This is a genomic window from Oerskovia merdavium, assembly GCF_014836755.1.
Lineage (GTDB): Bacteria > Actinomycetota > Actinomycetes > Actinomycetales > Cellulomonadaceae > Oerskovia > Oerskovia merdavium.
In genome coordinates this window covers 1-23316 of record NZ_JACSQF010000022.1, presented here as the reverse complement: position 1 = coordinate 23316, position 23316 = coordinate 1, and the positions used below count along the sequence as shown (strand labels likewise).

General features: G+C 73.8%; 22 protein-coding genes and 1 riboswitch. Of the genes, 3 read left to right on the top strand and 19 right to left on the bottom strand.

Features of this window, described 5'->3' with window-relative positions; all coding sequences use genetic code 11:
* Window positions 1-22: 22 nt before the first annotated feature.
* Together H9641_RS17225 and gdhA are read right to left on the bottom strand one after the other, a co-directional pair.
* Window positions 23-778, bottom strand: a complete 756-nt coding sequence (locus H9641_RS17225; protein WP_191805655.1) for a copper homeostasis protein CutC — start codon at window positions 776-778, stop codon at window positions 23-25.
* A gap of 186 nt (window positions 779-964) precedes the next feature.
* On the bottom strand, window positions 965-2302 hold the full coding sequence (gene gdhA / locus H9641_RS17220; protein WP_191805654.1) for an NADP-specific glutamate dehydrogenase: 1338 nt from the start codon (window positions 2300-2302) through the stop codon (window positions 965-967).
* Window positions 2303-2585: 283 nt separating this feature from the next.
* Window positions 2586-2697: riboswitch (SAM riboswitch) on the top strand.
* Between the two features lie 20 nt (window positions 2698-2717).
* Between gdhA and H9641_RS17215 the strand changes: the two genes are divergently transcribed.
* Complete coding sequence (locus tag H9641_RS17215) at window positions 2718-3395, top strand: NADPH-dependent FMN reductase (RefSeq protein ID WP_191805653.1); 678 nt, start codon at window positions 2718-2720, stop codon at window positions 3393-3395.
* Window positions 3392-3958 carry a flavin reductase family protein gene (locus H9641_RS17210; RefSeq protein WP_056652434.1) on the top strand — a complete coding sequence of 189 codons (567 nt, stop codon included), beginning with the start codon at window positions 3392-3394 and terminating at the stop codon, window positions 3956-3958. Before H9641_RS17215 ends, H9641_RS17210 begins: the two co-directional genes overlap by 4 nt.
* Before the next feature lie 73 nt (window positions 3959-4031).
* On the opposite strand, the gene H9641_RS20340 is transcribed toward H9641_RS17210, so the two are convergent.
* The 16 genes from H9641_RS20340 to H9641_RS17130 all read right to left on the bottom strand — a co-directional run bounded on the left by H9641_RS20340 (window position 4032) and on the right by H9641_RS17130 (window position 21175).
* A complete protein-coding gene (locus H9641_RS20340) occupies window positions 4032-4448 on the bottom strand; it encodes a hypothetical protein (RefSeq protein WP_225220650.1) in 417 nt (138 codons plus the stop codon).
* A gap of 203 nt (window positions 4449-4651) precedes the next feature.
* Entirely contained in the window at window positions 4652-5749 is a 1098-nt protein-coding gene (locus H9641_RS17200) for an LLM class flavin-dependent oxidoreductase (protein ID WP_191805652.1), read from the bottom strand.
* Between the two features lie 129 nt (window positions 5750-5878).
* Entirely contained in the window at window positions 5879-6994 is a 1116-nt protein-coding gene (locus tag H9641_RS17195; RefSeq protein ID WP_191805651.1) for an LLM class flavin-dependent oxidoreductase, read from the bottom strand.
* A gap of 168 nt (window positions 6995-7162) precedes the next feature.
* Window positions 7163-7954 (bottom strand): GNAT family N-acetyltransferase, encoded by a 792-nt coding sequence (locus H9641_RS17190; protein ID WP_191805650.1) that lies wholly within the window; start codon window positions 7952-7954, stop codon window positions 7163-7165.
* A complete protein-coding gene (locus H9641_RS17185; RefSeq protein WP_191805649.1) occupies window positions 7951-8361 on the bottom strand; it encodes a rhodanese-like domain-containing protein in 411 nt (136 codons plus the stop codon). The genes H9641_RS17190 and H9641_RS17185 overlap by 4 nt, the downstream gene beginning before the upstream one ends.
* A gap of 118 nt (window positions 8362-8479) precedes the next feature.
* Window positions 8480-9760 carry an LLM class flavin-dependent oxidoreductase gene (locus tag H9641_RS17180; RefSeq protein ID WP_191805648.1) on the bottom strand — a complete coding sequence of 427 codons (1281 nt, stop codon included), beginning with the start codon at window positions 9758-9760 and terminating at the stop codon, window positions 8480-8482.
* A gap of 99 nt (window positions 9761-9859) precedes the next feature.
* Window positions 9860-10744: an NADPH-dependent oxidoreductase gene (locus H9641_RS17175; RefSeq protein ID WP_191805647.1), complete on the bottom strand. Its 885-nt coding sequence runs from the start codon at window positions 10742-10744 to the stop codon at window positions 9860-9862.
* Window positions 10745-10811: 67 nt separating this feature from the next.
* Window positions 10812-11984, bottom strand: coding sequence for an FAD-dependent oxidoreductase (locus H9641_RS17170; RefSeq protein WP_191805646.1), 1173 nt, complete (start codon window positions 11982-11984; stop codon window positions 10812-10814).
* 82 nt (window positions 11985-12066) lie between these two features.
* Window positions 12067-13098, bottom strand: a complete 1032-nt coding sequence (locus H9641_RS17165) for an ABC transporter substrate-binding protein (protein ID WP_191805645.1) — start codon at window positions 13096-13098, stop codon at window positions 12067-12069.
* A 76-nt stretch (window positions 13099-13174) separates the two neighbouring features.
* The gene (locus H9641_RS17160) at window positions 13175-13999 is read right to left on the bottom strand and encodes an amino acid ABC transporter ATP-binding protein (RefSeq protein ID WP_191805644.1); all 825 of its coding nucleotides are present in this window, start codon (window positions 13997-13999) and stop codon (window positions 13175-13177) included.
* Window positions 13996-15150: an amino acid ABC transporter permease gene (locus H9641_RS17155; RefSeq protein ID WP_191805643.1), complete on the bottom strand. Its 1155-nt coding sequence runs from the start codon at window positions 15148-15150 to the stop codon at window positions 13996-13998. The genes H9641_RS17160 and H9641_RS17155 overlap by 4 nt, the downstream gene beginning before the upstream one ends.
* A 96-nt stretch (window positions 15151-15246) precedes the next feature.
* Window positions 15247-15951 (bottom strand): GNAT family N-acetyltransferase, encoded by a 705-nt coding sequence (locus H9641_RS17150; RefSeq protein WP_225220644.1) that lies wholly within the window; start codon window positions 15949-15951, stop codon window positions 15247-15249.
* Window positions 15948-16892, bottom strand: a complete 945-nt coding sequence (locus tag H9641_RS17145; protein WP_191805642.1) for a DUF1684 domain-containing protein — start codon at window positions 16890-16892, stop codon at window positions 15948-15950. The genes H9641_RS17150 and H9641_RS17145 overlap by 4 nt, the downstream gene beginning before the upstream one ends.
* A 46-nt stretch (window positions 16893-16938) precedes the next feature.
* Complete coding sequence (locus H9641_RS17140; protein ID WP_191805641.1) at window positions 16939-18378, bottom strand: NtaA/DmoA family FMN-dependent monooxygenase; 1440 nt, start codon at window positions 18376-18378, stop codon at window positions 16939-16941.
* A 12-nt stretch (window positions 18379-18390) separates the two neighbouring features.
* Window positions 18391-19659: an LLM class flavin-dependent oxidoreductase gene (locus H9641_RS17135; RefSeq protein ID WP_191805640.1), complete on the bottom strand. Its 1269-nt coding sequence runs from the start codon at window positions 19657-19659 to the stop codon at window positions 18391-18393.
* Between the two features lie 700 nt (window positions 19660-20359).
* Window positions 20360-21175 (bottom strand): 3-hydroxyacyl-CoA dehydrogenase, encoded by an 816-nt coding sequence (locus H9641_RS17130; protein ID WP_191805639.1) that lies wholly within the window; start codon window positions 21173-21175, stop codon window positions 20360-20362.
* A gap of 114 nt (window positions 21176-21289) precedes the next feature.
* Between H9641_RS17130 and H9641_RS17125 the strand changes: the two genes are divergently transcribed.
* Window positions 21290-22936: an ATP-dependent DNA ligase gene (locus H9641_RS17125; RefSeq protein ID WP_191805638.1), complete on the top strand. Its 1647-nt coding sequence runs from the start codon at window positions 21290-21292 to the stop codon at window positions 22934-22936.
* 81 nt (window positions 22937-23017) lie between these two features.
* Here H9641_RS17125 and H9641_RS20945 read toward each other — a convergent pair whose 3' ends face one another.
* Window positions 23018-23230 carry a toll/interleukin-1 receptor domain-containing protein gene (locus tag H9641_RS20945; protein WP_404821965.1) on the bottom strand — a complete coding sequence of 71 codons (213 nt, stop codon included), beginning with the start codon at window positions 23228-23230 and terminating at the stop codon, window positions 23018-23020.
* Between the last annotated feature and the right edge of the window lie 86 nt (window positions 23231-23316).

Genomic DNA, 23316 nt, shown 5'->3' with positions numbered 1-23316 from the left:
CGTCTGAGCCCGACGCGCCCGGTCAGGACCCCAGCGCGACGTCGAGCGCTGAGCGCGCCTCGCGCGCCGCCCCCAGGTCCGTGACCTCGTAGCCGGACCCGCCCCCGCCACCGGGCCCGCCGCCGTCGGGCCGGATGCCCTTGGCCGAGAGGTGGACCGCGTCCACGCCCGCCGCAACGAGGTCGCCCATGTCCTGGGCGCGCACTCCCCCGCCCGCCTGGACCTGCACCCGGCCCGCGGCGTGGAGGGCCATGGCGCGCAGCCGGTCGACCCCGTCGATGCTGCGGGCCGCACCACCCGACGTGAGCACCCGGGTAACCCCCAGGCCCGCGAGGAGGTCGAGTGCCGCGGTGACGTCCTCGACGACGTCGATCGCGCGGTGGAAGGTGACCTCACGGCCGTCCGCGGCCGCGACCAGGGCACGGACCGCGGCCTCGTCGACGAGCCGCTCGGCCGTGAGCGCCCCGATCACGACGCCCGCAGCACCGGCGGCGACGGCTGCGCGCACGTCGCGCACCTGCACGTCGAGCTCGGCCGCGCTGAAGACGAACCCTCCCGGGCGTGGCCGGACCAGCGGGTGGACCTCGACCGGCGCTCCCCCGCCCGCGGCCTCGGCCGCTACCGCGACGGCCGCCTCGAGCAGCCCGACGCTCGGCGTCAGCCCACCCGTCGCCCCCAGCGCCGAGCACAGCTCGACCCGGCGAGCGCCGACCTCGGTGGCGATCCGCACACCGTCGGTGTCCTGGACGGCGATCTCGAGCGCGACGTCGCGTGCCATGTGGGGGTGCTCCTTGCCTCGGGGGCCGGCGGGCGGGGGCGCGCCGACGGGTCAGCGGCCAGCGTAGACCCGGCCAGGACCGCCGCGGGAGCCGGCGCCGAGGCGAGCGCACAGCGACCGCGGCCCGACGACGGTGCGCGCGTGACCCCGTCGATCGGGCCGCTCAGCGGCCCGTCCGGACGAGCGTCAGATGACGCCCTGGGCGATCATCGCGTCGGCCACCTTGGTGAAGCCCGCGATGTTCGCACCGAGCACGTAGTTGCCCGGCTCGCCGTACTCGTCGGCCGTCTCCTCGCAGCGCGAGTGGATGCCCTCCATGATGTGCGCGAGGCGCTCCTCGGTGTACTCGAACGTCCACGCGTCGCGCGAGGCGTTCTGCTGCATCTCGAGGGCCGAGGTCGCGACGCCGCCGGCGTTCGCGGCCTTGCCGGGCGCGAAGAGCACGCCGGCCTCCTGGAGCAGTGCGACGGCACCCGGCGTGGTGGGCATGTTGGCGCCCTCCGCGACCGCGAGGACACCGTTGGCGACGAGCTGCTTGGCGTCCTGCTCGGTCAGCTCGTTCTGCGTGGCGCAGGGCAGGGCGACGGTCGCGGGGACGTCCCAGATGCTGCCGCCCGTGACGAGGCGCGCACCGGGGCGACGCTCGACGTAGTCGGCCACGCGCCCGCGCTCGACCTCCTTGATCTGGCGGAGCAGCTCGACGTCCACGCCGGCCTCGTCGACCACGTAGCCCGACGAGTCGGAGAACGACACGACGTTCGCCCCGAGCTGCTGGGCCTTCTGGATCGCGTAGGTCGCGACGTTCCCGGAGCCCGAGACGACGACGCGCTGGCCGTCGAAGCTCTGGCCCTTGGTGCGGAGCATGTGGTCGGCGAAGAAGACCGTGCCGTAGCCCGTGGCCTCGGTCCGCACGAGCGACCCGCCCCAGCTGATGCCCTTGCCCGTGAGGACACCGGACTCGTAGCGGTTCGTGATGCGCTTGTACTGGCCGAACAGGTAGCCGATCTCGCGGCCACCCACGCCGATGTCGCCGGCCGGGACGTCCGTGTACTCGCCGATGTGGCGGTAGAGCTCCGTCATGAACGACTGGCAGAAGCGCATGACCTCGCCGTCGGACTTGCCGCGCGGGTCGAAGTCCGAGCCGCCCTTGCCGCCGCCGATGGGCATGCCGGTGAGCGAGTTCTTGAAGATCTGCTCGAACCCGAGGAACTTGACGATCCCCAGGTAGACCGACGGGTGGAACCGCAGGCCGCCCTTGTACGGGCCGAGCGCCGAGTTGAACTCGACGCGGAAACCACGGTTGATCTGCACGCGGTTCTTGTCGTCGACCCACGGCACGCGGAAGATGATCTGTCGCTCGGGCTCGCAGATGCGTTCGAGCACGGCGGCGTCGACGTACTGGGGGTTCTTCTGGAGCACCGGCCCGAGCGAGTCGAAGACCTCACGCACCGCCTGGTGGAACTCGGCCTCACCAGGGTTACGGGCGAGGACCTCGTCGTAGACGGAGTGCAGACGACTATCCATGAAGTGCTCCTCGGCAGGGCTGGTTCTTAACTGCACCAGGTTACGTACGTGTAAACAGCGCCGTACTCCCGTCCCACTCTGGGAGACGGCAGGCTCACGACCTGGGACATCACGGTTGCCGGGGCCGCTGCCGGAACCCCGACGCAGCCCGTGCCACGCAGGCGACCCGGGCCCGCCCGGCACGCAGCGCGCGAGCCCCGCCACGAAACAACCGTCCACGCCGTGAGAAATCTCGACCGGATCGGTACAGATTGGCGTCGGTCGGGCTATACCCCTACCCAACGGTCACGAGCACCAGCGCCAAGCCCCGGCTCGCTGGTCAGCAACCCCTCCCACGACGGGGTGCTCCGGGAGATGACCTGGCCGCGTCGGCACCGGCGCGGCAAGCGTGCAGCACGACGACAGCGAGGACACCATGACGCAGCACCAGACACCACCCAGCGACTCGGCCGGCACCGGCAGCGGCCTCGACACCCGGCCCGGCCCCGCCGACGGCGCATCCCACCCGCCCCGACCCGCCGTGGTCACCCTGGTCGGCAATCCCCGCCCCGGGTCACGGACCCTGTCCGCGGCGCAGGCCGTCGCGGCCCGCGTCACCGACCACCTGGGCCTCGCGGCCACCCCGCCCCCCGCCACGATCGACCTCGCCGAGATCGCGGCCGAGGTCCTGGCCCCCGTGCACCCCCGGGCCGACGCCGCGCGCGAGGTCGTCGCGGGCGCGACCGTCCTGGTCGTCGCGACCCCCGTCTACAAGGGCTCGTACACCGGCCTGCTCAAGGCGTTCCTCGACCTCTACGGCCCGGACGGCCTGGCCGGGGTCGCCGCGGTCCCGGTCGTCGTGTCGGGCAACCCGGCGCACGCCCTCGCGGGCGAGGTGCACCTGCGCCCGCTCCTCGTCGAGCTGGGCGCGACCGTCCCCGCGCGGACGCTCACGCTCCTGGACTCCCAGCTCGGCGAGGCCGAGCTCGCGAGCACCGTCGACGCCTGGCTCGACCGCGCGGGGGGCCCGCTGCTCCGGGCGGCGAGCGCCGCCGTCGGGCAGGACGCCACCACCCACCAGACCGCCCCCGAGCTCGCCGAGGTGACCCGATGACCGCCGAACCCACCACCCGCTCCGACGTCGCCGGCCTCGCCGGGCTCGAGGCCCTGCTCCACGAGCAGGACGAGCCCCAGCTCAGCCCCGACGCCTACAAGGCCGTCTTCCGGCAGCACCCCGCGGGCGTCGCGGTCGTCGCGCTGCACCACGAGGGGCGCCCCGTGGGCTTCACGGCGACCTCGGTCATCTCGGTCTCGGCCGCGCCGCCGCTGCTCGCGTTCTCGCTCGCGTCGACCTCGTCGTCGTGGCCCGCGATCTCGGCCGCCCGCACGGTCACGGTCAACTTCCTCAGCGCCGACCAGGACGACGTGTCGGCACGCTTCGCGACGAGCGGGATCGACCGGTTCGCAGCCGGCGGATGGTCCCCCCTCGACTCGGGCGAGCCCGTGATCGACGGCGCGCTGTCCTGGGTGCGCGGGCGCATCATCCAGCGCACGCCCGTGGGCGACAGCTACCTGGTCTCGCTGCGCGCGCTCGCGTCGGGGACGCGCAGCGACGCGACGCCGCTGGTCTACCACGACCGGTCCTACCACCGGATCGGGGACCACTCGGCCCTCTGAGGCCGCGACCTGGGTGAGGGGCCCGACGACGGCGCGTACCGTCGTCGGGCCCCTCACCCGTGCCGGGGGCCGGCTACCAGGTCCAGCCGCGCGCGCTGAGCTCGAGCTCCTCGCGCAGCCGCTCGTCCTCGTCGCTGCGCAGGCCCGCGGCGAGCGGGTCGGCGTCGACCTCGAGACCGCTGAGCCGGCACGCCTCGCGCAGCAGCGCGTCGTACGCGCCCTGCGCGGCGAGGTAGTGGTGGGCCCGGGCGTAGACGCCCGGGTCGTCCTGGACGTCGCGCAGCTCGTGCGCGAGCTGGCCCAGGCGGATCTGGAGCCCCAGCGCCACGAGGGGGTCAGGTGCCCGACGGCGCCGCTCGCGCCACGTGAGCCGGTGCGCTCGGAGGGGTGGGAGAGCGTCTACCGGGGGTCGGTCGTGGCGCACCGTGAACCACGCGATGACGGCGACCACTGCCGCGCCCACCACGCCGGAGATCACGAGAAGCCACATCGTCGGAGCCTTCTTCCGGTGCCCGTACGTGCCCGCAGGACTCTTCCAGCCTAGGACCTGCGGGCACGCTCCGCCAGGGTTCGAGGCCCGTCGTCGGGCCCGTCGGACAGCCCTGATGCGAGGTGGGAGAGGCGACCGCTCGGACGCCCGTCGGCGAGCGTCTCTCCCGCCCCGGCGGGGCCCCTGACGTGGTCGGCCGCGACCTACGACGCCGTGAACCCCTTGGCCCGGCGCGCGTCGGCCGGACCCCACAGGTCGGTCTTGACCTCGGCCCGGACGAGCGGCACGACCTCCTCCGCGAACCGGCGCAGCACGTCGTCCTGCCGGGCCGGCTCCAGGAGGTGGTTGATCGAGACCGACTGCAGGTCGTGCCCGTAGCTCTGGTGGTAGTCGAGGATCTTCTCGGCGACCCGTTCGGGCGAGCCCACGAGGTCCGGGCCGCGCTCGACGGCCTCCTCGATGGTCCGGAAGCTCGTGACCTTGCCGACCGCGGCCGGGTCGTACTTCCGCAGGTCCGCGCGCGCGACCGCGCCCTCGTAGATGGGGCGGAACTCCTCGATCGCCTGCTCGGTGGTGTCCGCGAGGAACAGCCCGCCCGAGCCGGACCCGACGAACCCGTACGCCGGGTCGTGCCCCGCCGCCGCGTACTGCTCGCGGTAGTGGTCGATCAGCACCTTGTAGCTCTCGCGCGGCTGGAACGCGTTGGCGCTCACGATCGGGTCGCCCCACCGCGCGGCGAGCTCGACCGCGAACTGCGACGTCGCCGAGCCGTGCCAGATCCGGAACGCGCCGTCGTACGGGCGCGGCAGGGTCGTGGCGCCCTGCAGGTCGGGGCGGTGACGGCCCTCCCAGTCGACCTCCTCACCGCTCAGGAGCAGGCGGAGCAGCTCGTAGTTCTCCTCGAGGTACTCGTACTGCTTGGCGAGGTCGAGGCCCAGCAGCGGGTACTGGAGCGCCTCGTTGCCCTTGCCGATCACCATCTCGAACCGGCCCCGGCTGAGCTGGTCGATCGTCGCGTAGTCCTCGGCGACCCGGATGGGGTCCAGCAGGGACAGCACCGTGACGCCCGTGCTCAGCAGGATGCGCGAGGTGCGGGCGGCGATCGCACCGAGGATCACGGTGGGCGACGACGACAGCACGTCGCCCGCGTGCCGCTCGCCGACCGCGAACGCGTCGAGGCCGAGATCCTCGGCCAGGACCGCGGTCTCGACGACACGCTCGAGGCGGTCGGCCGCGGGGACGGCCTCGCCCGTGACGGGGTGGGGCGGGTTGAAGACGATGTCGAGGACCTGGAAACGCACGGATGCTCCTTGGTGTGGGGGTGGGGGTGGGGTGTGCCGAGACAGAGGGCGGGGGGGGGGGGGGGGGGGGGGGGGGGGGCTCGGGCCCTCTCCCTCGACGCGAGCCCTCTACCTCGCGGGGAAGGAGGCTCAGGCCGCCTGCCCCGACGCGGCCCCGGCGTCGCGCTTGGCGACCTCCTCGCGCACGATCGGGATGACGTAGCGGCCGAAGTCGGTCGCGTCGTCGAGCAGGTCGTAGCCGCGCGCCGAGATGATGCGGACCCCCAGGTCGTAGTACGCGAGCAGCGCCTGCGCGACGGTCTCGGGCGTCCCTACGAGCGCGTTCGAGTTCCCCGCTCCCCCCGTGGCCTTGGCCGTCGCGGTCCACAGGGCCGAGTCGAAGCGGTCGCCCTGGGCCGCGATCTCCAGGAGGCGCTGCGAGCCGGCGTTCTCGGGCTTGTCGATCGGGTGGCGCCGGCTCAGCACGCCGCCCGCCGCGGCCTTGCGGGCCTCGATCCGGTCGAGGATGCCGTGCGCCTTCTCCCAGGCCAGCTCCTCGGTGGCCCCGATGATCGGCCGGAACGCCGCGTGGATGCGCGGCGGCGTGGTGCGACCGGCCGCGGCCGCCTCGGTGCGGACGCGCAGGATCTGCTCGGCCGTCCGGTCGAGCGGCTCGCCCCACACCGCGTAGATGTCGGCCTCGGCCGCGCCGACCTTGAACGCCGCGTCCGAGGACCCGCCGAACGAGATGGTGGGCGTACGCCCCTCGAAGGGCTTGGTGTCGAGCACGAAGTCGTCGAGGTCGTAGAAGCTCCCGTGGTGGTCGAACGGCTCGGCGCTCGACCAGGCCTTCTTGACGATCTGGATGTACTCCTGGGTGCGGGCGTAGCGCTCGTCCTTGGTCAGGGTGTCGCCCTCGCGTCGCTGCTCGTGGTCGTTGCCACCCGTGATGAAGTGGACGGACAGCCGCCCCTCGGAGAGCTGGTCGAGCGTCGCGAAGGACTTGGCCGCGAACGTCGGGTAGGAGACGTTGGGGCGGTGCGCCAGCAGGAGCTCGATCGAGTCGAGGCGGGCCGCGGTCCATGCCGCGAGCGCCGACGGTTCGGGTCCGCTCGACCCGTAGGCGAACAGGACACGGGTCCAGCCGTTGTCCTCGTGCGCGCGCACGATGCGCTCGAGGTACTGCTTGTCGAACGGCGCGGTCGTGCGGTCGGTGGTCTCGGAGGCGTCGCTCGTGGTGGCGATGCCGAGGAACTCGACGGGCATGGTCTTCTCCGGTTCAGGTGTGGTGGGGTCGTCGGCGGGTGCGGGGGTGGTGCTCGTGCTGGCGTTGGTGCTCGAGCTGAGAGAGGTGCTCGTGCTGGCGGCGCTCGGCCGAGGTAGAACGTGCTGCGCGAGGTAGAACGCGTCGAGCACTACCTCGCGCAGCGCGTACTACCTCGGCGGGGCGGTGGGTGGATGCGGGGCGGTGGGTGGATGCGGGCCGGGGCCCCCGACGCCCGTGAGGTCCAGCCCGTACGCGTGCAGGCGCCCGCCGCCCTCACCCTCGATCACGCGGGTCTCGCGCTCTGGCAGCCGCCGGAACCCGAGCGCCTCGTAGAGCCGGTGCGCGCGGACCATCTGGGGCCCCGAGTTCATGACGACCCGCTGCACCCCCTGGGCGCGGGCCACGTCGAGGACGTGGCGGGTGAGCGTCGTCCCGATCCCCCGCCCCCGGGCCGCGGGCGCGACGCCGAGGAGCCGGAAGTCCAGCTCGCCGTCGAGAGCGAGGGGAGAGATGTGCCGGCCGGGCAGGGGCGTCGCGACGGTGCCGAGCAGAGCACCGGTCTCGTCGTCGACCGCGACCCACACGTCGTGCTCGGCCGCGCGGCCCGCGACGTCGCGCAGCACGTCCCGGTACGACTCCGAGATCGTGTACTCGAACCCGTACGCCGCCTCGAGCAGGTCGGCGACAGCGTCGTGCTCGGCGGGCACCACGCGCCGGACGGTCACCCTGGCGGCGTCGGGCGCGGCCCGGCCGACCCCCGAGGGCGAGGACGCGTCCAGGTCGGCAGGGACGCCGGTCCCCGCACCCACGCGGCCCTCTCGGCGAGCCGACTCGACGAGGCGAGCGACGCCGTCGGCCACCTCGCGTACCCGCCGGGCCCGGCGGGAGGACGCGCGAGGGTCGGCCACGCCGTCGGGCGGGCTCCCGACGCCCGCGCTCGCCGTGGTGGGCGCGCTCATGCGCGCTGCCGGACCGGCTCGTGCGGGCCCGACGACGGCGCCTCGCCCGCCGGGTCCTCCTCGCCGGCGCCCGGCTCGGCGGGGAGGCCCGCGTCGCGCCAGGCGGGGAAGCCGCCCTCGACGTGCGAGACGTTCGTGTAGCCGCGTGCGGCGAGGGCCTCGGCGACCGGGCCCGAGCCCCGCTCGGAGCCGCAGACCACCACGACCGGGGTGTCGAGCGAGATCGCGGGCGCCGCGACCGAGCCGAAGATCGCGTCGAGGTCGTCGCGGTCGGTGATCGTCGCGCCGGGGATGGCGCCCGCGGTCGCACGACCTCCCTCGCTGCGGACGTCGACGAGGAAGGCTCCGGCCGCGACGCGGGCTCCCGCGTCGGTCGCCGGGGTGAGGAGGGGCTGGTGCTGGGTCATGTCGTCTCCTGGTCGGGTGGCGCCGGTGGCGCGGTGGGTGGTGCGGGTGGTGCTGCTGCCGAGGTAGAGGGCAGGCGTCGAGGTAGAGGTCCGGGCCCGCTGTCTCGACGGGTGCCCTCTACCTCGCGAGGGCTGGTTCGCGGTCGGCCGCTACGGCGGGCACGGCCGGGTCCGCCGCGAGGCCCCAGTGCTGCGCGAGCAGCTCGAACGAGCGCGCACGGTCGGCGGGGTCGTGCGCGACGGTCGTCACGACGATCTCGTCGGCCGCGGTCACGCGCGCGAGCGTCTCGAGGCGCTCGACGACGGTCTCGGGCGAACCCACGAACCGCGTGTCGACGCGGTCCTGGACGGCCGCACGGTCGGCGTCGGACAGGTCCTCCCACGTGGGGGTCGTGCCGGGCGCGGGGTAGGCGATCGCGCCGTCGGCCCCGCGGCGGATCGACAGGACCCAGGCGGTGAACGGGTCGGCGATCCGGTGGGCCTCGGCGTCGGTGCCCGCGACCAGGACGTCGGCCGAGACCACGACGTACGGACGGTCGAGCACCCCCGGGCGGAACGCGGCCCGGTAGGCGGCGATCGTGTCGAGCGTCGCGGAGGGGCCCACGTGGTAGTTCGCCGCGAGCGGCAGTCCCAGCTCTCCCGCGACGCGGGCGCTGACCCCGCCGCTCGACGCGAGCACGAACAGGTCGAACGCCGCGCCCTCGACGGGCGGGCTCGTGTACGCGGTGCCTGCGCTGTTGGTGAAGGTCCCCGCGCGCAGGCCCAGGACCAGCTCGAGCTCGTCACGGAACTCGGCGGGGGTCCGGCTCGCGCCGACGACCTCCTTCTGCGCGAGCAGCCGCTGGCGCAGCGCGGTGTCGGTGAAGGCGACGCCGGGCGCGGCGGGGATCAGGAGGCCGTCGACCACGCGCGTCCCGGCGGGCTGCGCGGGGGCCGGCGGGGTGGGCTCGGGCTCGCCCGCCGTTCTCGCTTGCGTGCCCGACGACGGAGCCTCGCCCCCCGCGCTCGCCCCGCCCTGCGCGGGGGGCGGGGTGAACGCCCGGCCCAGCCCCAGGTCGACCCGGCCCGGGTGCAGGGCCGCGATGGTCCCGAACTGCTCGGCCGCGAGGAGCGGGCTCGTGGTGCTCAGCAGCACGGCTCCCGACCCGACGCGGATGCGCGACGTGCGCTCCGCGACGAGGGCAGCGAGCACCGCGGGGGACGCCGAGGCGACCCCCGGGGACAGGTGGTGCTCGGCGAACCAGATGCGGCGGTAGCCCAGCTCGTCGGCACGGACCGCGGTGGCGAGCGTGTCGCGCAGCGCCTGGGCTCCGGTCGAGCCCTCGCTCACGACCGCGAGGTCGAGGACGGACAGCGGGACGCGGGGCTGGTGGGTGGCCGGGAGGTCGGAGGTGGTCATCGGTAGGTCCTCTGTGTGTCGGTGGGGGCGCTGGGTGCGGAGCGGCCGTCGTCGATCGCCGGATCTGGCGACCGCTGCTCCGCACCCGGCGGAAGGTGGTCAGCGGGACGGCAGGCCGCGAGCCGCGAGCGCCGTGTGCAGGTGGGCGTGCCCGCGCTGGGGCCCGGGGACTGCGAGCCGGTCGACCACGCGCCGACGCCAGCTCTCGGCGAGCCCCTCCTCGCGGTAGAAGGGCGCGATGAGGTCCTCGTACGCATCGACGTACGGCCACTGGACGGCCAGGTCGTAGGTCTCGTGGTGCAGCACCGCGGCCTGGGGAAGGCGCGGCTTGACCCGTTCGCCGCCCGCGGGGTCGGGGTGCCCCACGACCAGGCCGACGACCGCGACCGTCCCCTCGGGCAGGCCCAGCTCGGCCGCGACCTGCTCGGGGTGGTGCCGCAGCGCACCGATGTACACGGTCCCGAGCCCCAGCGACTCGGCGGCCACGACGGCGTTCTGGGCGGCGAGGGCCGCGTCGACGAACGCCACGACCGTCGAGTCGAGGTAGTCGGTCCCCTCGAGCGAGGTGCCGTGCGCGTCGCCGATCGCGCGGGCGCGGGCCAGGTCCGCGACCCACACGAGCAGGAGCGGCGCCTGCCGGACGTGCTCCTGGCCGCCGGCGAGCGCCGCGAGCCGGTCCTTGCGGGCCAGGTCGGTCACCGCCACGACGCTCCAGAACTGCATGTTGGAGGACGTCGGGGCCGACTGTGCGGCGGCGACCAGGGTCGGCAGGACCACCTCGTCGAGCGGGTCCGTGAGATAGGCGCGCACCGTGCGGTGCCGCAGGATCCCGTCGATCGCGTCCGTGAGCGGAGCGAGGGGAACGGACTGGTCGGGGCCGTAGCGCTCGGCCAGGGGCGAGGCCGTCGCGGTGACGGTCTCGGAGGATGCGGTCACCGAGGGGGCGGCCTCAGGGAGGGCAGCGAGGTCGGTCGTGGTCGACATGAGGGCCTTTCGGTCGTGAGAGCGTGGGACGCGGCGCGGAAGCCGGGCAGAGAGGCGACCGGCAGCGTCAGCCGGCAGGCACCTGCGCGAAGCGGGCCAGGGAGAACAGCCGGTCCGCGGCGACCGGCCGGGCGGTCGGTCCCTCGCGGGCCAGCTCCGCCAGGACCCGGCCGATCGACGGCGCGAACTTGAAGCCGTGGCCCGAGAACCCGGCGGCGATCACGACACGGCCCACGCGGTCGAGCACGAAGCCGTGGTCCGGTGTCGTGGTGTACGTGCAGGAGATCGGCACGAGCCGGTCGGCGTCGGCCCCCGGGACCCACGCCCTGACGTAGTCCTGGAGCTGTGCGAGCTGCCCGGGCTCGGGACGGTAGGTCCGCCGGTCGGGATCGGTGCGCGGCCCGACCCCGTGGAAGCCGACCTTGATCCCCTCCCCCGGGGTCGCGAGCCCGTAGACCCCGCTGGGCCACGGGTGCGGCTCGGCAGGGGCGTGCGTGAAGTTGGGCCAGGCGTCCTCCGCCGGTGCTCCCGGGGCGAGCGCGAAGTGCGCGGGCTGCTCCTGGGTGACGACGAGCGGCGGGACGGACGCGACGCCGTCGGGCTCGGAGAACGCCGCCCCCAGCAGGCCCGCGCTCCACGCCCCCACCGCGACCACGACCGTGTCCGCGACCAGGTCGTACCGGTCCGTGACGACCCGGACCGAGCCCGCACCCGGGTGGACGTGACGCACGTGCACGCCGTGGCGGACGTCGGCGCCGTGCGAGCGCGCCGCGGACTGGAAGGCCGCGACCGCGCGGTCGGCGTGGACGCGCCCCGCCGTCGCGGTCTCGTGGAGCACGTCGCCCTCGAAGCGCAGGCCGGGCCAGCGCTCGGCAGCCTCCTCAGCGCGCAGCCACTCGTGCGGGACGCCCCGCGCGACGAACGCGTCACCGATCTCGGTGCGGCGCGGGAAGCCGTGGCTCACGCCGCCCGTCAGGGTGAGGACCGCGTCGGCGGGGAGCCCTGCGTCGCGCTCGAGCTCGCGCCACAGGCCGAACGCCTCCTGCGCGAGATCGAGGTACGCGGGCTGGGTGTACGTGGTCCGGTAGATGCGCGACGCCCCGTGCGAGGCACCGTGCGCGTGGCCTGGCTCGAAGCGCTCGAGCAGGACGACGTCGTGCCCCGCGCGCGCGAGCTGCCACGCCGCGGCCGAGCCCATGACGCCTCCACCGACGACGACGTGCGACACGTGCTCGGTCATCTGGCTGCCTCTCGATCAGTAGGTCGGGTGCCGCCGGCCCGCGGGTCCCAGGAGGATTCCGCGGGCCGGTCGGCCGTCCGGGTCAGGGCCTGGGCAGCCCGGGAGGGTTGGTCTCGGAGGCGGGGATCGCCTCGTCCTCGAGACCCCAGTGCTCGAGGAGCTCGGTGTAGCTGCCGTCCTCGATCGCGTGGTTGATCGCCGCGGTCACGGCCGGGGCGAGCTCGCTGCCCTTGAGCGTCGCGACGGCGATCTGCGCGGTCGCGGGCCAGCCGCCGTTGAGCGTGCCGACCACCTTGTACTGGTCGGGCGCGGTCGCGGCGCTGTAGGCGAGGCTCGCGTTGGGGCCGACGTAGAGGTCGAGCCTGCCCGACGCGACAGCGAGCAGCGCGTCCTTGTAGTCCTCGTAGTACTCGGGCTCTCCACCCTTGATGGGCTCGAGTCCCGCGTCGATGTTCTCCTGGTTCCAGGCGAGCAGGATCTTCTCCTGGTTGGTCCCCGAACCGACGCCCACGGTGAGGCCCGCGATGTCCTTGGCCTCCTTGATCGCAGGCACCTTGTCGTTGGACGCACCCGCGAGCCAGCCGAGCTGGTCGTTGCGGTAGGACGAGAAGTCGTAGAGCTCCTTGCGCTCCTCGGTCACCGTGACGTTCGAGATCACGGCGTCGACGTCCCCGGACTGCAGCGCGAGCGGCCAGTCGGCCCACGCCTTGACCTCGAGCTCGAGCTCGAGGCCGAGCGCGTCCGCGACGAGGACCGCGATGTTGGGCTCGTTGCCGATGGGCGTCTTGTCGTCGTCCGCGAGGAAGCCGAGGGGAGGCAGTCCGCCCGCGGTCGTCGAGACCTTGAGGACCCCCGCGGCCTTGACGTCCTCGGGCAGGAGGGCGATGGCCTCGGGCGACTCGGTCGTGTGGATCCACTCCTGGTCGGGCGAGGTGTCGATGACGAGGCCGGCGGCCTCCGCGGCCTTCTCGTTGTCGGCCGTGCCGGGCTCGGCGTCGGCGCTCGTGGCGCACGCCGCGAGCAGCGCGAGGAGCGGGAGGGTCGCGACGGCGGCGACCGTCCGGCGGGAGGGGCGGCGGGCGGCGCGGGGCGCGCCGGAGGTACGGAGGGACATCATGTTCTCTTTCGGTGTGGGTGGACGTGCGGTGGGGTGACGCGGCCCGGGCGATCGGTGTGCCGGGCTCCGGGCGTCACAGGACCTTGTCGAGGAAGGCCTTGGTCCGGTCGTGGCGGGGGGCGTCGAGGACCTGCGCGGGCGGGCCCTGCTCGACGATGCGGCCGGCGTCCATGAAGACGACCGTGTCCGCGACCTCGCGGGCGAAGCCGATCTCGTGCGTGACGACGACCAGGGTCGTACCGCCGTGCGCGAGGCCCTTGATGACGTCGAGCACCTCGCCGACGAGCTCGGGGTCGAGCGCAGAGGTCGGCTCGTCGAAGAGCAGGACGCGGGGACGCATGGCGAGCGCGCGGGCGATCGCGACGCGCTGCTGCTGCCCGCCCGAGAGCTGCCGGGGACGGGCGTCGGCCTTGTCGGCGAGACCCACGCGGGCCAGGAGCTCGCGCCCCTCGGCCTCGACCTCGGCCCGGTCCCTGCCCTGGGCGGAGACCGGTGCCTCGACGACGTTCTCGAGGGCCGTGAGGTGCGGGAAGAGGTTGAAGCTCTGGAACACGAACCCGATCCGGGTGCGCTGGACCAGGATCTCCTTCTCCTTGAGCTCGCTCAGGGTGTCGCCCTTGCGGGAGTAGCCGATGAGGTCGCCGTCGACCGCGATGAAGCCGCGGTCCACCTTCTCGAGGTGGTTGATGACGCGCAGGAGCGTCGACTTGCCCGAGCCCGACGGGCCGAGGATCACGGTGACCTCGCCCGGGCGGACCTCGAGGTCGATGCCCGCGAGCACCTCGAGCGTGCCGTAGGACTTGTGGACCCCGCGGACCTCGACGAGGCCCTTGGCCGGGGAGGCGGTCGTGGATCCGGCCGCGGTCGAGGCGGCCGCAGCGGTGGTCGTGGCGGTCATGCGGCACCTCCGGTGGTGCGGTCGCTCGTTGCCGTGCGCAGCAGGTGGCTGCGGCCGACCGCGGCGCGCGCGGCGTAGGCAGGGGGCAGGTGGGCGGGCGCGGGGCGCCCGGTGACGCGCGACCACGCGACCTGGAGCGTCCACCGGACCCGCTGGACCGGGGTCGGGGGCAGCGTGCGCACCGCGCCCTTGGCGTAGTGCCGCTCGACGTAGTACTGCGCGACGGTCAGCACGGTCGTGATGACGAGGTACCAGATCGCCGCGACCATGAGCAGCGGGACGACGCGCTGGTTGCGGCCGTAGATCACGCCGATCGTGTAGAACAGCTCGCCGTACGCGAGGACGTACACGACCGACGTGCCCTTGACGAGGCCGATGATCTCGTTGACCGACGTCGGGACGATGGTCCGCATGGCCTGCGGGAGCACGATGCGCAGCGTCTGGCGCGAGCGCGGGATCCCCAGCGAGGCCGCGGCCTCGTGCTGGCCCTGGTCGACCGAGAGGATCCCGGCCCGGACGATCTCCGAGGAGTAGGCGGCCTGCGAGAGACCCAGGCCCAGGATCGCGGCACCGAACTTGTCGATCACGTCGAGGGTCCCGAACTCGAGGAAGCCGGGGCCGAACGGGATGCCCAGCGAGAGCGTCGGGTAGAGGTAGGCCAGGTTGTACCAGAGCAGGAGCTGCAGGATCAGCGGCACCGAGCGGAACACCCACGTGTACGCCGACGACACGGCCTGGAGCAGGGGCGACCTCGACAGGCGCATGAGCGCGAGGACCGTGCCGAGGCCGAACCCGACCACGGCGGCGACCGCGGTGAGCCGGATGGTGCCCCACAGGCCGTTGAGGACCGAGGGCCACGTCAGGTACTGCGCGACGATCGACCACTCCCACTTGGGGTTGGTCACGAGCGAGCTCACGACCATCGCGAGGAGGACCGCGACGCCCGCGGTGGCGATCCACCGGCCCGGGTGCCTCGCGGGGACGACCTTGAGGTCCTCCCAGCGCGTGGTCGACGCGTCGGTCGTGCTGGTCGTGCTGGCCGTCGTCGGGGTGGCGGGCGCGAGCGTGGTCGCGCCCGGCGGGTCGGGCAGCGCTCCGGGGGGTGGGACGAGCTGGCGTGACTCGTCCTGTGGCAGGGACAGGGTGCTCATGGGGACCTCGGGCAGGTGAGAAGGGGTCGGGCGCGGACCGCGGCAGGGGGCCGGGTCGGCGGGTCGTGCCGTGTCAGAGCGAGCGGGACCTGGTGGTCACGCAGGTTCTGACACGCGCGGACAGAGCCACTTCTCGAACGCCAGGGGTCCGATCTCCTCGGGGTCCCGGCTCACGTCGAACAAGGGGGTGTAGCCCGCACGCAGGTAGAGGCCTGCGGCCTCGGGCTGGCGGGGACCGGTCGTCAGGTAGATCCGCACGTAGCCGCGCTGGGCAGCGCGGTCCTCGAGCTCGACGAGGACCTGGCGGGCGAGCCCGCGCCGCCGGTGGGCCGAGTGCGTCCAGATGCGCTTGAGCTCGGCGGTCGCGACGAGCGGGGTGCCGTCGTCGCTGTGGACGGCACCGCTGCGGACCGCACCGCTGTGCGCGTCGGTGCGGGCGTGCGGGCCGGCCTGGGGCCGGGTCCGGCGCGCGGGGTCGCCGAGCTCAGGCTCTGCCCGACGCCGGAACGCCCCTCCCGCGACCGGCTCGCCGTCCGCGAGGAGCAGGACGAGCTCGCCGTCGGGCGCCGCGAAGTCGGCTGCCGGGTAGTGCTCCATCTCGGCCCGCAGCTCGTCCGCGTCGAGGATGCTGCGGTAGCGCGTGGCGTACTCGTGGGCGAGCTCGTCGAGGAGCGGGCGCACGAGCGGGTCGTGCAGGGTCACCGACCGGACCTCGACGGACGGGACGACCGACGGCGCGACGACCGGTCCGGTCGTGGCGGCCCGCGTCGTGGTGGCCCGCGTCGTGGTGGGCGCGCTCATCGGGGGACCTTCTCCCCCGCCTCGACCGAGAACGGCAGGACGTTGCCCGCGACGGGCTGGGGGCACGTGCCGAAGTCGCTGAAGGCGTAGGGCAGGTTGAGCGTGCGGTTCAGGTCGAGGCGGAGCGTCTGCCCAGGCTGCGCGTCGCCGTCGGCTCCTTCCCCTGCGAGGTCCCCGCCCCTCCCGTGCGCCGTGGCGTCACGGTCGACGAACAGGATCCGCCAGTCCGCGACGCCGGGGGCCGGGTCCGTGAACAGGAGCGTCGCACCGCCGCCGGGCTTGCCCGTGAGCCGGAGCGTCGTCGTGACACCGTCGCGGACCACGTCGACCTCGCCCACGACCTGGACGTGGTGCTCCAGCCCCGGCTGGGCCCCGCCCACGACCTCGGCGACGGGCTCGTCGTACCAGCGCACCGGCGCGTCGAGGACCCAGGCCGGGTCGTAGGCGAAGGTCGGGACCCCCTCGAACGCGACCCGGGCGCGCGCTCTCGGGTCGCGCACGCGCAGCCCGTAGCGCCCGGTGCGCCGCACGAGCTCGACCGCGACCGCCGAGGCCGGGTCGGCGCCGTCGGGCACGAAGGTCGCGACGATGCGCGAGGCCCCCTCCGCGACGTCCTGGACGTGCGTACCGCGCAGCGCGTCCTGGCTCCCGGCCGGGACGATCGCGTCGGCCGCGGCCGCTCGCAGGTGCACGCCCTGGCCGTCCGCCCACCACTGGCCGGGCAGGCCCGCGAACGTCGTCGGGGACTCCGGGACCCAGTGCAGCGCGGTGAGCGTGAGCCAGCCGTGCGGCTCGCGCAGCGACCGCTCGCGCTCGGCGTGCCACGCGGCCCATGCGGCCGCGCCGTCCGGGGTGCCGGTCGACGTGCCCGTCGGGGCGGGCGCCGCGACGTGGCGGCCGCGCGTGGCGACGTCGGTCGGGGTGGTGGTGCTCGTCGTCATGATGCTCCTTCAGGGCTGGTGGTCGGACGGTCGGGTGCTGCGGGGTTCAGCTCGGGCGGGCCGAGCTGATCGCCCCGGCCGCGACCGTGTCGCCCGCGGGGGCAGGAACGGTCCCGGCCTCGGGGCGTTCGAGCCCGAGGTGCTCGCGGAGCGTCGTGCCCGTGTACTCGGTGCGGAACGAGCCGCGCTCCTGGAGCAGCGGCACGACCTGGTCGAACACGTCGTCGAGCCCTGCGGGCGTCAGGTGCGGGACGAGGATGAAGCCGTCGGACGCGTCCTCCTGGACGTGCCGGTCGATGTCGTCCGCGACCTGCTGGGCCGTGCCGACGAACCCGCCGCGCCCCGACACCTCGATCACGAGGTCGCGGATGGACCAACCGTTGGCCGCGGCCTTCTCGCGCCAGCCGCGGACCACGGGGCCTGGATCGCTGATGTGCCGGACCCGGCCGCGCGTGATGCTGAGGTGCTCGAGGTCGGGCTCGACGTCGGGCAGCGGGCCCTCGGGGTCGTAGGCCGTGAGGTCGCGACCCCAGACCTGCTCGAGGAACGCGATCGCGGTCCGGCCCGGCACCTGCTGGAGGCGGATCTCCCGAGCGCGCTCGGCGGCCTCCTCGGCCGTGTCGCCCAGGACCACGACCGTGGCCGGGAGGATCTTGAGCGAGTCGCGGTCGCGGCCGTGGGCCGCGAGGCGGGACTTCACGTCGGCGTAGAACGCCTGGCCGTCCTCGAACGCCGAGTGCGCCGAGAAGACGACGTCGGCCGTCGCGGCCGCGAAGTCGCGCCCGTCGGCCGAGTCGCCCGCCTGGAACAGGACCGGGTGCCCCTGGGGGCCGCGCGGGGTCTCGAACCGGCCGGACACCTCGAAGTGCTTGCCGTGGTGCGCGACCGGGCGCACCCCACCGGGCCGCACGAGGCCGTCCTCGGTGTCCACCGCGTCGTCGTCCCACGAGTCCCAGAGCTGCCGGGCCAGGGCCACGAGCTCGCCCGCGCGCTCGTACCGCTCCTCGTAGGGCAGGAACCCGCCGCGGCGGAAGTTCGCGCCCGTGAAGGCGTCGGGGCTCGTGACGAGGTTCCAGGCCGCGCGACCGCCGGACAGGATGTCGAGGCTCGCGAACTGGCGCGCCAGCTCGTAGGGCTCGTTGAAGGTCGTGTTGACCGTGCCCGCGAGGCCCAGGCGGTCGGTGACCGCGGCGAGGGCCGCGAGCACGGGGAGCGTGTCGGGACGGCCCACGACGTCGAGGTCGTGGATCTGCCCCTTGTGCTCGCGCAGGCGCAGGCCCTCGGCGAGGAAGAAGAAGTCGAGCTTGGCCTCCTCGGCCCGGCGGGCGAGGTATTCGAACGAGCTGAAGTCGATCTGGCTGCGCGAGGCGGGGTCGCTCCACACGGTCGTGTTGTTGACGCCCGGGAAGTGGGCGCCCAGGTGGATCTGCTTGCGGGGACGACCGTCGCGCGAACGGGCCGTCGAGGCGGGGGTGGGGTTCGTCATGGTGGCGGGTCCTCAGGCGATCGCGGCGGCGTAGCGGTTGGCGGGGCGGGCGAGCCCCAGGGTGTCCCGCAGGGTCGATCCCGGGTAGGCCGAGCGGAAGACGCCGGCCTCCTGGAGCAGCGGGACGACGTCGTCGACCAGGGCGTCGAGGTCGGTGCGCAGCGACGAGGGCCGGATCGTGAAGCCGTCGGCCGCACCCGCGTCGAACCACTCCTCGACGACCTCGGCGAGGTCGCGGGCCGTGCCCACGTGCGTGAGCGACCCGGTGTCCCACGTGATGCCCTCGAGCCCTTCGAGGAGGTCGAGGCGCGCCTGGGCGCTCGCACGGTCCTGGCCGATCACGGCGTAGACGTCGACGAGCACACGCAGGTCGTCGGGGTTGCGGCCCGCCTCGGCGGCCGCGGCACGCACCTGGTCGCGCAGCGCCCGTGCCCCGTCGAGCGTGGTGGCACGCACCCGCACGACGTCGGCGCGGCGGCCTGCGAGGGCCAGCGCCTCCGCGGAGTCGCCGCGGACGACGACCGGGGGCTGGGCCTGGGGCGAGCGCGGCGTGATCGACGGGCCCTTCACGGCGAACCGGACGCCGTCGTAGTCGACGTAGTGAAGCTTGTCGCGGTCGACGAAACGACCCGATGCGACGTCGCGGATCTCGGCGTCGTCCTCCCAGCTGTCCCAGAGCCGGCTCACGACCTCGATGGCCTCCTCGGCCTCGGCGACCGCGTCGGCGGTGGCCTGGGCGTCCTTGCGCCCGAACAGCGCGGCACCGGCCTCGGTCGTCGACCAGCCCACCTGCCAGGCCGCGCGGCCTGCGCTCACGTGGTCGATCGTCGCGATCGCCTTGGAGACGTGGAACGGCTCGGTGTGCGTCGTGTCGACCGTCGCGACGAGCCCGATCCCCGCCGAGCGGGGCGCGAGGCGCGAGGCCACGAGGGCCGCGTCGAGCCGCCCGCGCAGCGTGGTGTTGCGCGTCGGCTGGAGCGAGAAGGAGTCGTCGAACAGCGCGAAGTCGAGCACGCCGCGCTGGGCCGTGGCGACGAGCTCCTGGAGGCGCTGGCCGTCGAACAGGCGGGGCGACTCGGACCCCACGGCGCGCCAGGCGCCCGCTCGTGCTCCGGCGTCGGACAGGTCGACCCCGAGGTGGGCCGAGCGGCGCGGCGCCTCGTCGAGCTGGTCGTCGAGCGCGTCGAGCACGTCGACCGTTCGGCCGGAAGGCCGGTCGTCCCGCTGCTCGGCGGACGAGGAGGCGGGGGCGAACAGCGAGGTCAGGTTCGAGTCAGGCATGGGTCGTTCCACTCCGGGAGGTCGGGTGCGGGGGTCGCGGGGCCGCGGTCGCCGAGGTCGGCGGAAGGCCGCGGCGGGTCGCGAGCACTGCGGGTGCAGGTGGGGGTGCAGCAGGTGGACCGTCGGGCCGGAGACGGGAGGTCGAGGCAGGCCGGAGGACCGGCAGGCCGCGGCGACCCGTGTCAGGGGCAGGGCGGTTCAGGGGCGAGCCGGCTCGGCTCGGGAGGCGTCAGGAGGAGCGCAGGCTCAACAACAGACGCGGCCCGGGACGACGGGGCGCCCGGGGGAACAACACATTCGACGGGCGGGAGCCACGGCTCCCCGCGCCGCCCCTGCGGACGCGAGGACGAGCGTGCTGCTGATGTCCACGGGTCCTCCTCGGGTCGGCGGTGCTTCGGTGCTTCGGTGCGGCGGACGGTGGTGTCTGCCGATGGCCCGGAATGTATGCCGGGGTCCGGGGAGTGTCAACGACTTCGGCGAACAGTCCGCATTCTGGACCGATTCAGTAGAGATTGAGACGTGAACCTGGCTGAAACGGACATCGGAGGTGAGGGCCGCCGTCGGGCGTGTGCTCGACCGGACGTTTCCCGGTGCCGAGGTAGAACCGTCTGCGCGAGGTAGGACGCGGCGGGTTCTACCTCGCGCAGACGGTTCTACCTCGCGCACCAGGTTCTACCTCGCGGGCCAGCACCCTGGCGGGTCAGCGCGGCGCCATCCGGATGCCGCCGTCGAGGCGGATCACCTCGCCGTTGAGCATGGGGTTCTCGACGATCGTGCGGACCAGGCGCGCGAACTCCTCCGGGCGTCCGAGCCGCCGCGGGTGCGGCACCTGGGCCGCGAGCGACTCCTGGGCTTCCGCGGGCAACGACGCCATCATGGGCGTGCTGAAGATGCCCGGCGCGATCGTCATGACACGGATGCGCAGGTCCGCGAGGTCACGCGCGAGCGGCAGCGTCATGGCCGCGACCCCGCCCTTCGAGGCCGCGTACGCGGCCTGGCCCACCTGACCGTCGAACGCCGCGACCGACGCGGTATTCACGATCACCCCGCGCTCCTCGGGGGCCTCGCCGCTCGTGCGGTCGGCCGCTGCACCGTCCATTCCGTCCGCGCTGGCCGGGCCGTCCAGCGCGACCATGCGCTCGGCCGCGAGCCGCGCGACGTTGAACGTCCCGACGAGGTTCACGCTCACGACCTTCGCGAACGACGCCAGGTCGTGCACCCCGTTCCTGCCGAGCACGCGCCGCGCGAGCACGATCCCCGCGCAGCTCACCGCGACGTGCAGCCCGCCCAGGTCCGCAGCCGCGTCGAGGGCCCGGGACACGTCGTCCTCGCTCGTGACGTCGGTCGGCACGAACCGCACCGCATCGCCCAGGGAGTCCGCGAGCGCCTGGCCGGGCGAGCCAGGCAGGTCCGCGACCACGACCCGCGCCCCGGCGCCGACCAGCTCCTCGACGGTCGCCCGCCCCAGGCCCGAGGCCCCTCCGGTCACCAGCGCGACCTTGCCCGAGATCTCCACGTCCCACTCCTTCGTCGACGGTCGTCCGCCAGCGTAGCCACGTGGTCGCGGCGTCGCCCGGCGCGGGGTGCCGACAGCCCGCGCGAGGGCGCGGGAGCGGCGGGAGGATGAGACATGCTGCTCGCCGAGGTCGCCGCCACGTCCGACGCCGTCGCCGGCACCCGCTCGCGCCTCGCCAAGCGCGCGGCGATCGCCGACCTGCTGCGCCGGGCCGCCCAGGACGCTGCGGTGAGCGAGGCAACCGACGCTCCCGAGCGCACGGCCGGCGCCGGGGACGACGTCGAGATCGTCGTGTCCTACCTCGCGGGCGAGCTCCGGCAACGACGCACGGGGCTCGGCTGGGCCTCGCTGCGCTCGCTCCCCCCGCCTGCCACGACGCCGACTCTCACGGTCGCGGCGGTCGACGCAGCCTTCGAGCACATGGCTGGCCTCGCGGGACCCGGCTCGGACACGGCCAGGTCCGCGGCGGCCACGGCGTTGTTCGCTGCGGCCACCGAGCGCGAGCAGTCGTTCCTGCGCGGGCTGGTCGCGGGCGATTTGCGGCAAGGAGCGCTCGACGCGCTGGTCGTCGACGCGGTCGCCGAGGCAGCGGGCGTCCCGGTCGACGCGGTGCGCCGCGCGGCCATGCTGTGCGGGGCGTCGGGCCCGGTCGCGCGGGCGGCGCTCGAGGCAGACGGCCCGACGGCGGCGCTCACCGCGCTGGCAGGGTTCGGCCTCGAGGTGGGGCGCCCCGTGCGACCGATGCTCGCGCAGTCGGCCCCCGACGTCGCGGCGGCGTTCGACAAGCTCGGTGTCTCGGCCGAGACCGACGACCGGGAGCACCAGGTGTCGGTCGACGTCAAGCTCGACGGCATCCGCATCCAGGTCCACCGCGACGGCGACCAGGTTCGGGTCTTCACGCGCTCGCTCGACGACATCACCTCGCGCGTCCCCGAGATCGTCGCGGACGCCCGTTCCCTGGCCTCGGAGCGGTTCGTGCTGGACGGCGAGGCCCTCGTCGTCGGGCCGGACGGGGTGGCCAGACCCTTCCAGGAGACGGCCGCCCGCTCGGCCACGCGCGACGCCCCCGGTGCTCCGGACGCCGAGGCCGAGGCCGAGGATGCCACGCTTGCCGGGGCGCTCGCGCTGCGCCCGTACTTCTTCGACGTGCTCCACGCGGACGGTCGCGACCTGATCGACACCCCGCTGCGTGAGCGGCTCGTCGTGCTGGACCGCGTCGCAGACTCCTTCAGGGTCCGGCGCCTCACGACCTCATCCGTTGGCGCGGCGACCCAGTACTTCCTCGAGACGGTGCGCGAGGGCGACGAGGGCGTCGTCGTGAAGTCGCTCGACGCTCCCTACGCGGCCGGGCGACGCGGCGCGGGATGGGTCAAGGTCAAGCCGCGGCACACGCTCGACCTCGTGGTGCTCGCGGTCGAACGTGGCTCAGGGCGCCGGACGGGCCTGCTGTCCAACATCCACCTGGGCGCGCGCGACCCCCAGACCGGCGGGTTCGTGATGCTCGGCAAGACGTTCAAGGGCATGACCGACGAGATGCTGCGCTGGCAGACCGAGCGCTTCCGCGAGCTCGAGGTCGCCGACGACGGCTGGGTCGTGACCCTGCGGCCCGAGCAGGTAGCCGAGATCGCGTTCGACGGGCTCCAACGCTCCACGCGCTACCCGGGCGGGCTCGCGCTGCGGTTCGCGCGCGTGCTGCGCTACCGCGACGACAAGACGGCTGACGAGGCGGACACGATCGAGGCGGTACGGGCGCTGACCTGACACCCCCTGTTTTACATCCGGAAACGCAGGACGCGCCAATCCTCACATCCTGCCAGCCCAACCACAAAGTAACCAACGGTACTAGCGAACCGCTCGGAAAACTTCTTCAATCCCAAGAGAGTAGTCAGACCTGAAGTCTGCATACTTCTTACCCCGAAGCAGGGTTGGGATACCGCAATCCTCCAGCAGGACAGGGATAATTCGGACCTTTCGATCACTCACCTCGTCCCAGTACCTGGCCATCCACTCAGCCTCTACCCAGCCAGATTCCATTGAGGCCTTGCTCATGAGCACGAGGACATAGAGGTGTTCTCACCAGGCTGATTTGGCGGTTCCTCGTTGAAGGTGGAGCAGGACGAGGGCTGCTGCGGTGATCTCGG

Excerpts from the sequence above, each read along its gene's own strand:
- H9641_RS17225 (WP_191805655.1), bottom strand. The coding sequence starts at position 778 with ATGGCACGCGACGTCGCGCTCGAGATCGCCGTCCAGGACACCGACGGT.
- gdhA (WP_191805654.1), bottom strand. The coding sequence starts at position 2,302 with ATGGATAGTCGTCTGCACTCCGTCTACGACGAGGTCCTCGCCCGTAAC.
- H9641_RS17215 (WP_191805653.1), top strand. The coding sequence starts at position 2,718 with ATGACGCAGCACCAGACACCACCCAGCGACTCGGCCGGCACCGGCAGC.
- H9641_RS17210 (WP_056652434.1), top strand. The coding sequence starts at position 3,392 with ATGACCGCCGAACCCACCACCCGCTCCGACGTCGCCGGCCTCGCCGGG.
- H9641_RS20340 (WP_225220650.1), bottom strand. The coding sequence starts at position 4,448 with ATGTGGCTTCTCGTGATCTCCGGCGTGGTGGGCGCGGCAGTGGTCGCC.
- H9641_RS17195 (WP_191805651.1), bottom strand. The coding sequence starts at position 6,994 with ATGCCCGTCGAGTTCCTCGGCATCGCCACCACGAGCGACGCCTCCGAG.
- H9641_RS17190 (WP_191805650.1), bottom strand. The coding sequence starts at position 7,954 with ATGAGCGCGCCCACCACGGCGAGCGCGGGCGTCGGGAGCCCGCCCGAC.
- H9641_RS17185 (WP_191805649.1), bottom strand. The coding sequence starts at position 8,361 with ATGACCCAGCACCAGCCCCTCCTCACCCCGGCGACCGACGCGGGAGCC.
- H9641_RS17180 (WP_191805648.1), bottom strand. The coding sequence starts at position 9,760 with ATGACCACCTCCGACCTCCCGGCCACCCACCAGCCCCGCGTCCCGCTG.
- H9641_RS17175 (WP_191805647.1), bottom strand. The coding sequence starts at position 10,744 with ATGTCGACCACGACCGACCTCGCTGCCCTCCCTGAGGCCGCCCCCTCG.
- H9641_RS17170 (WP_191805646.1), bottom strand. The coding sequence starts at position 11,984 with ATGACCGAGCACGTGTCGCACGTCGTCGTCGGTGGAGGCGTCATGGGC.
- H9641_RS17165 (WP_191805645.1), bottom strand. The coding sequence starts at position 13,098 with ATGTCCCTCCGTACCTCCGGCGCGCCCCGCGCCGCCCGCCGCCCCTCC.
- H9641_RS17160 (WP_191805644.1), bottom strand. The coding sequence starts at position 13,999 with ATGACCGCCACGACCACCGCTGCGGCCGCCTCGACCGCGGCCGGATCC.
- H9641_RS17155 (WP_191805643.1), bottom strand. The coding sequence starts at position 15,150 with ATGAGCACCCTGTCCCTGCCACAGGACGAGTCACGCCAGCTCGTCCCA.
- H9641_RS17150 (WP_225220644.1), bottom strand. The coding sequence starts at position 15,951 with ATGAGCGCGCCCACCACGACGCGGGCCACCACGACGCGGGCCGCCACG.
- H9641_RS17145 (WP_191805642.1), bottom strand. The coding sequence starts at position 16,892 with ATGACGACGAGCACCACCACCCCGACCGACGTCGCCACGCGCGGCCGC.
- H9641_RS17140 (WP_191805641.1), bottom strand. The coding sequence starts at position 18,378 with ATGACGAACCCCACCCCCGCCTCGACGGCCCGTTCGCGCGACGGTCGT.
- H9641_RS17135 (WP_191805640.1), bottom strand. The coding sequence starts at position 19,659 with ATGCCTGACTCGAACCTGACCTCGCTGTTCGCCCCCGCCTCCTCGTCC.
- H9641_RS17125 (WP_191805638.1), top strand. The coding sequence starts at position 21,290 with ATGCTGCTCGCCGAGGTCGCCGCCACGTCCGACGCCGTCGCCGGCACC.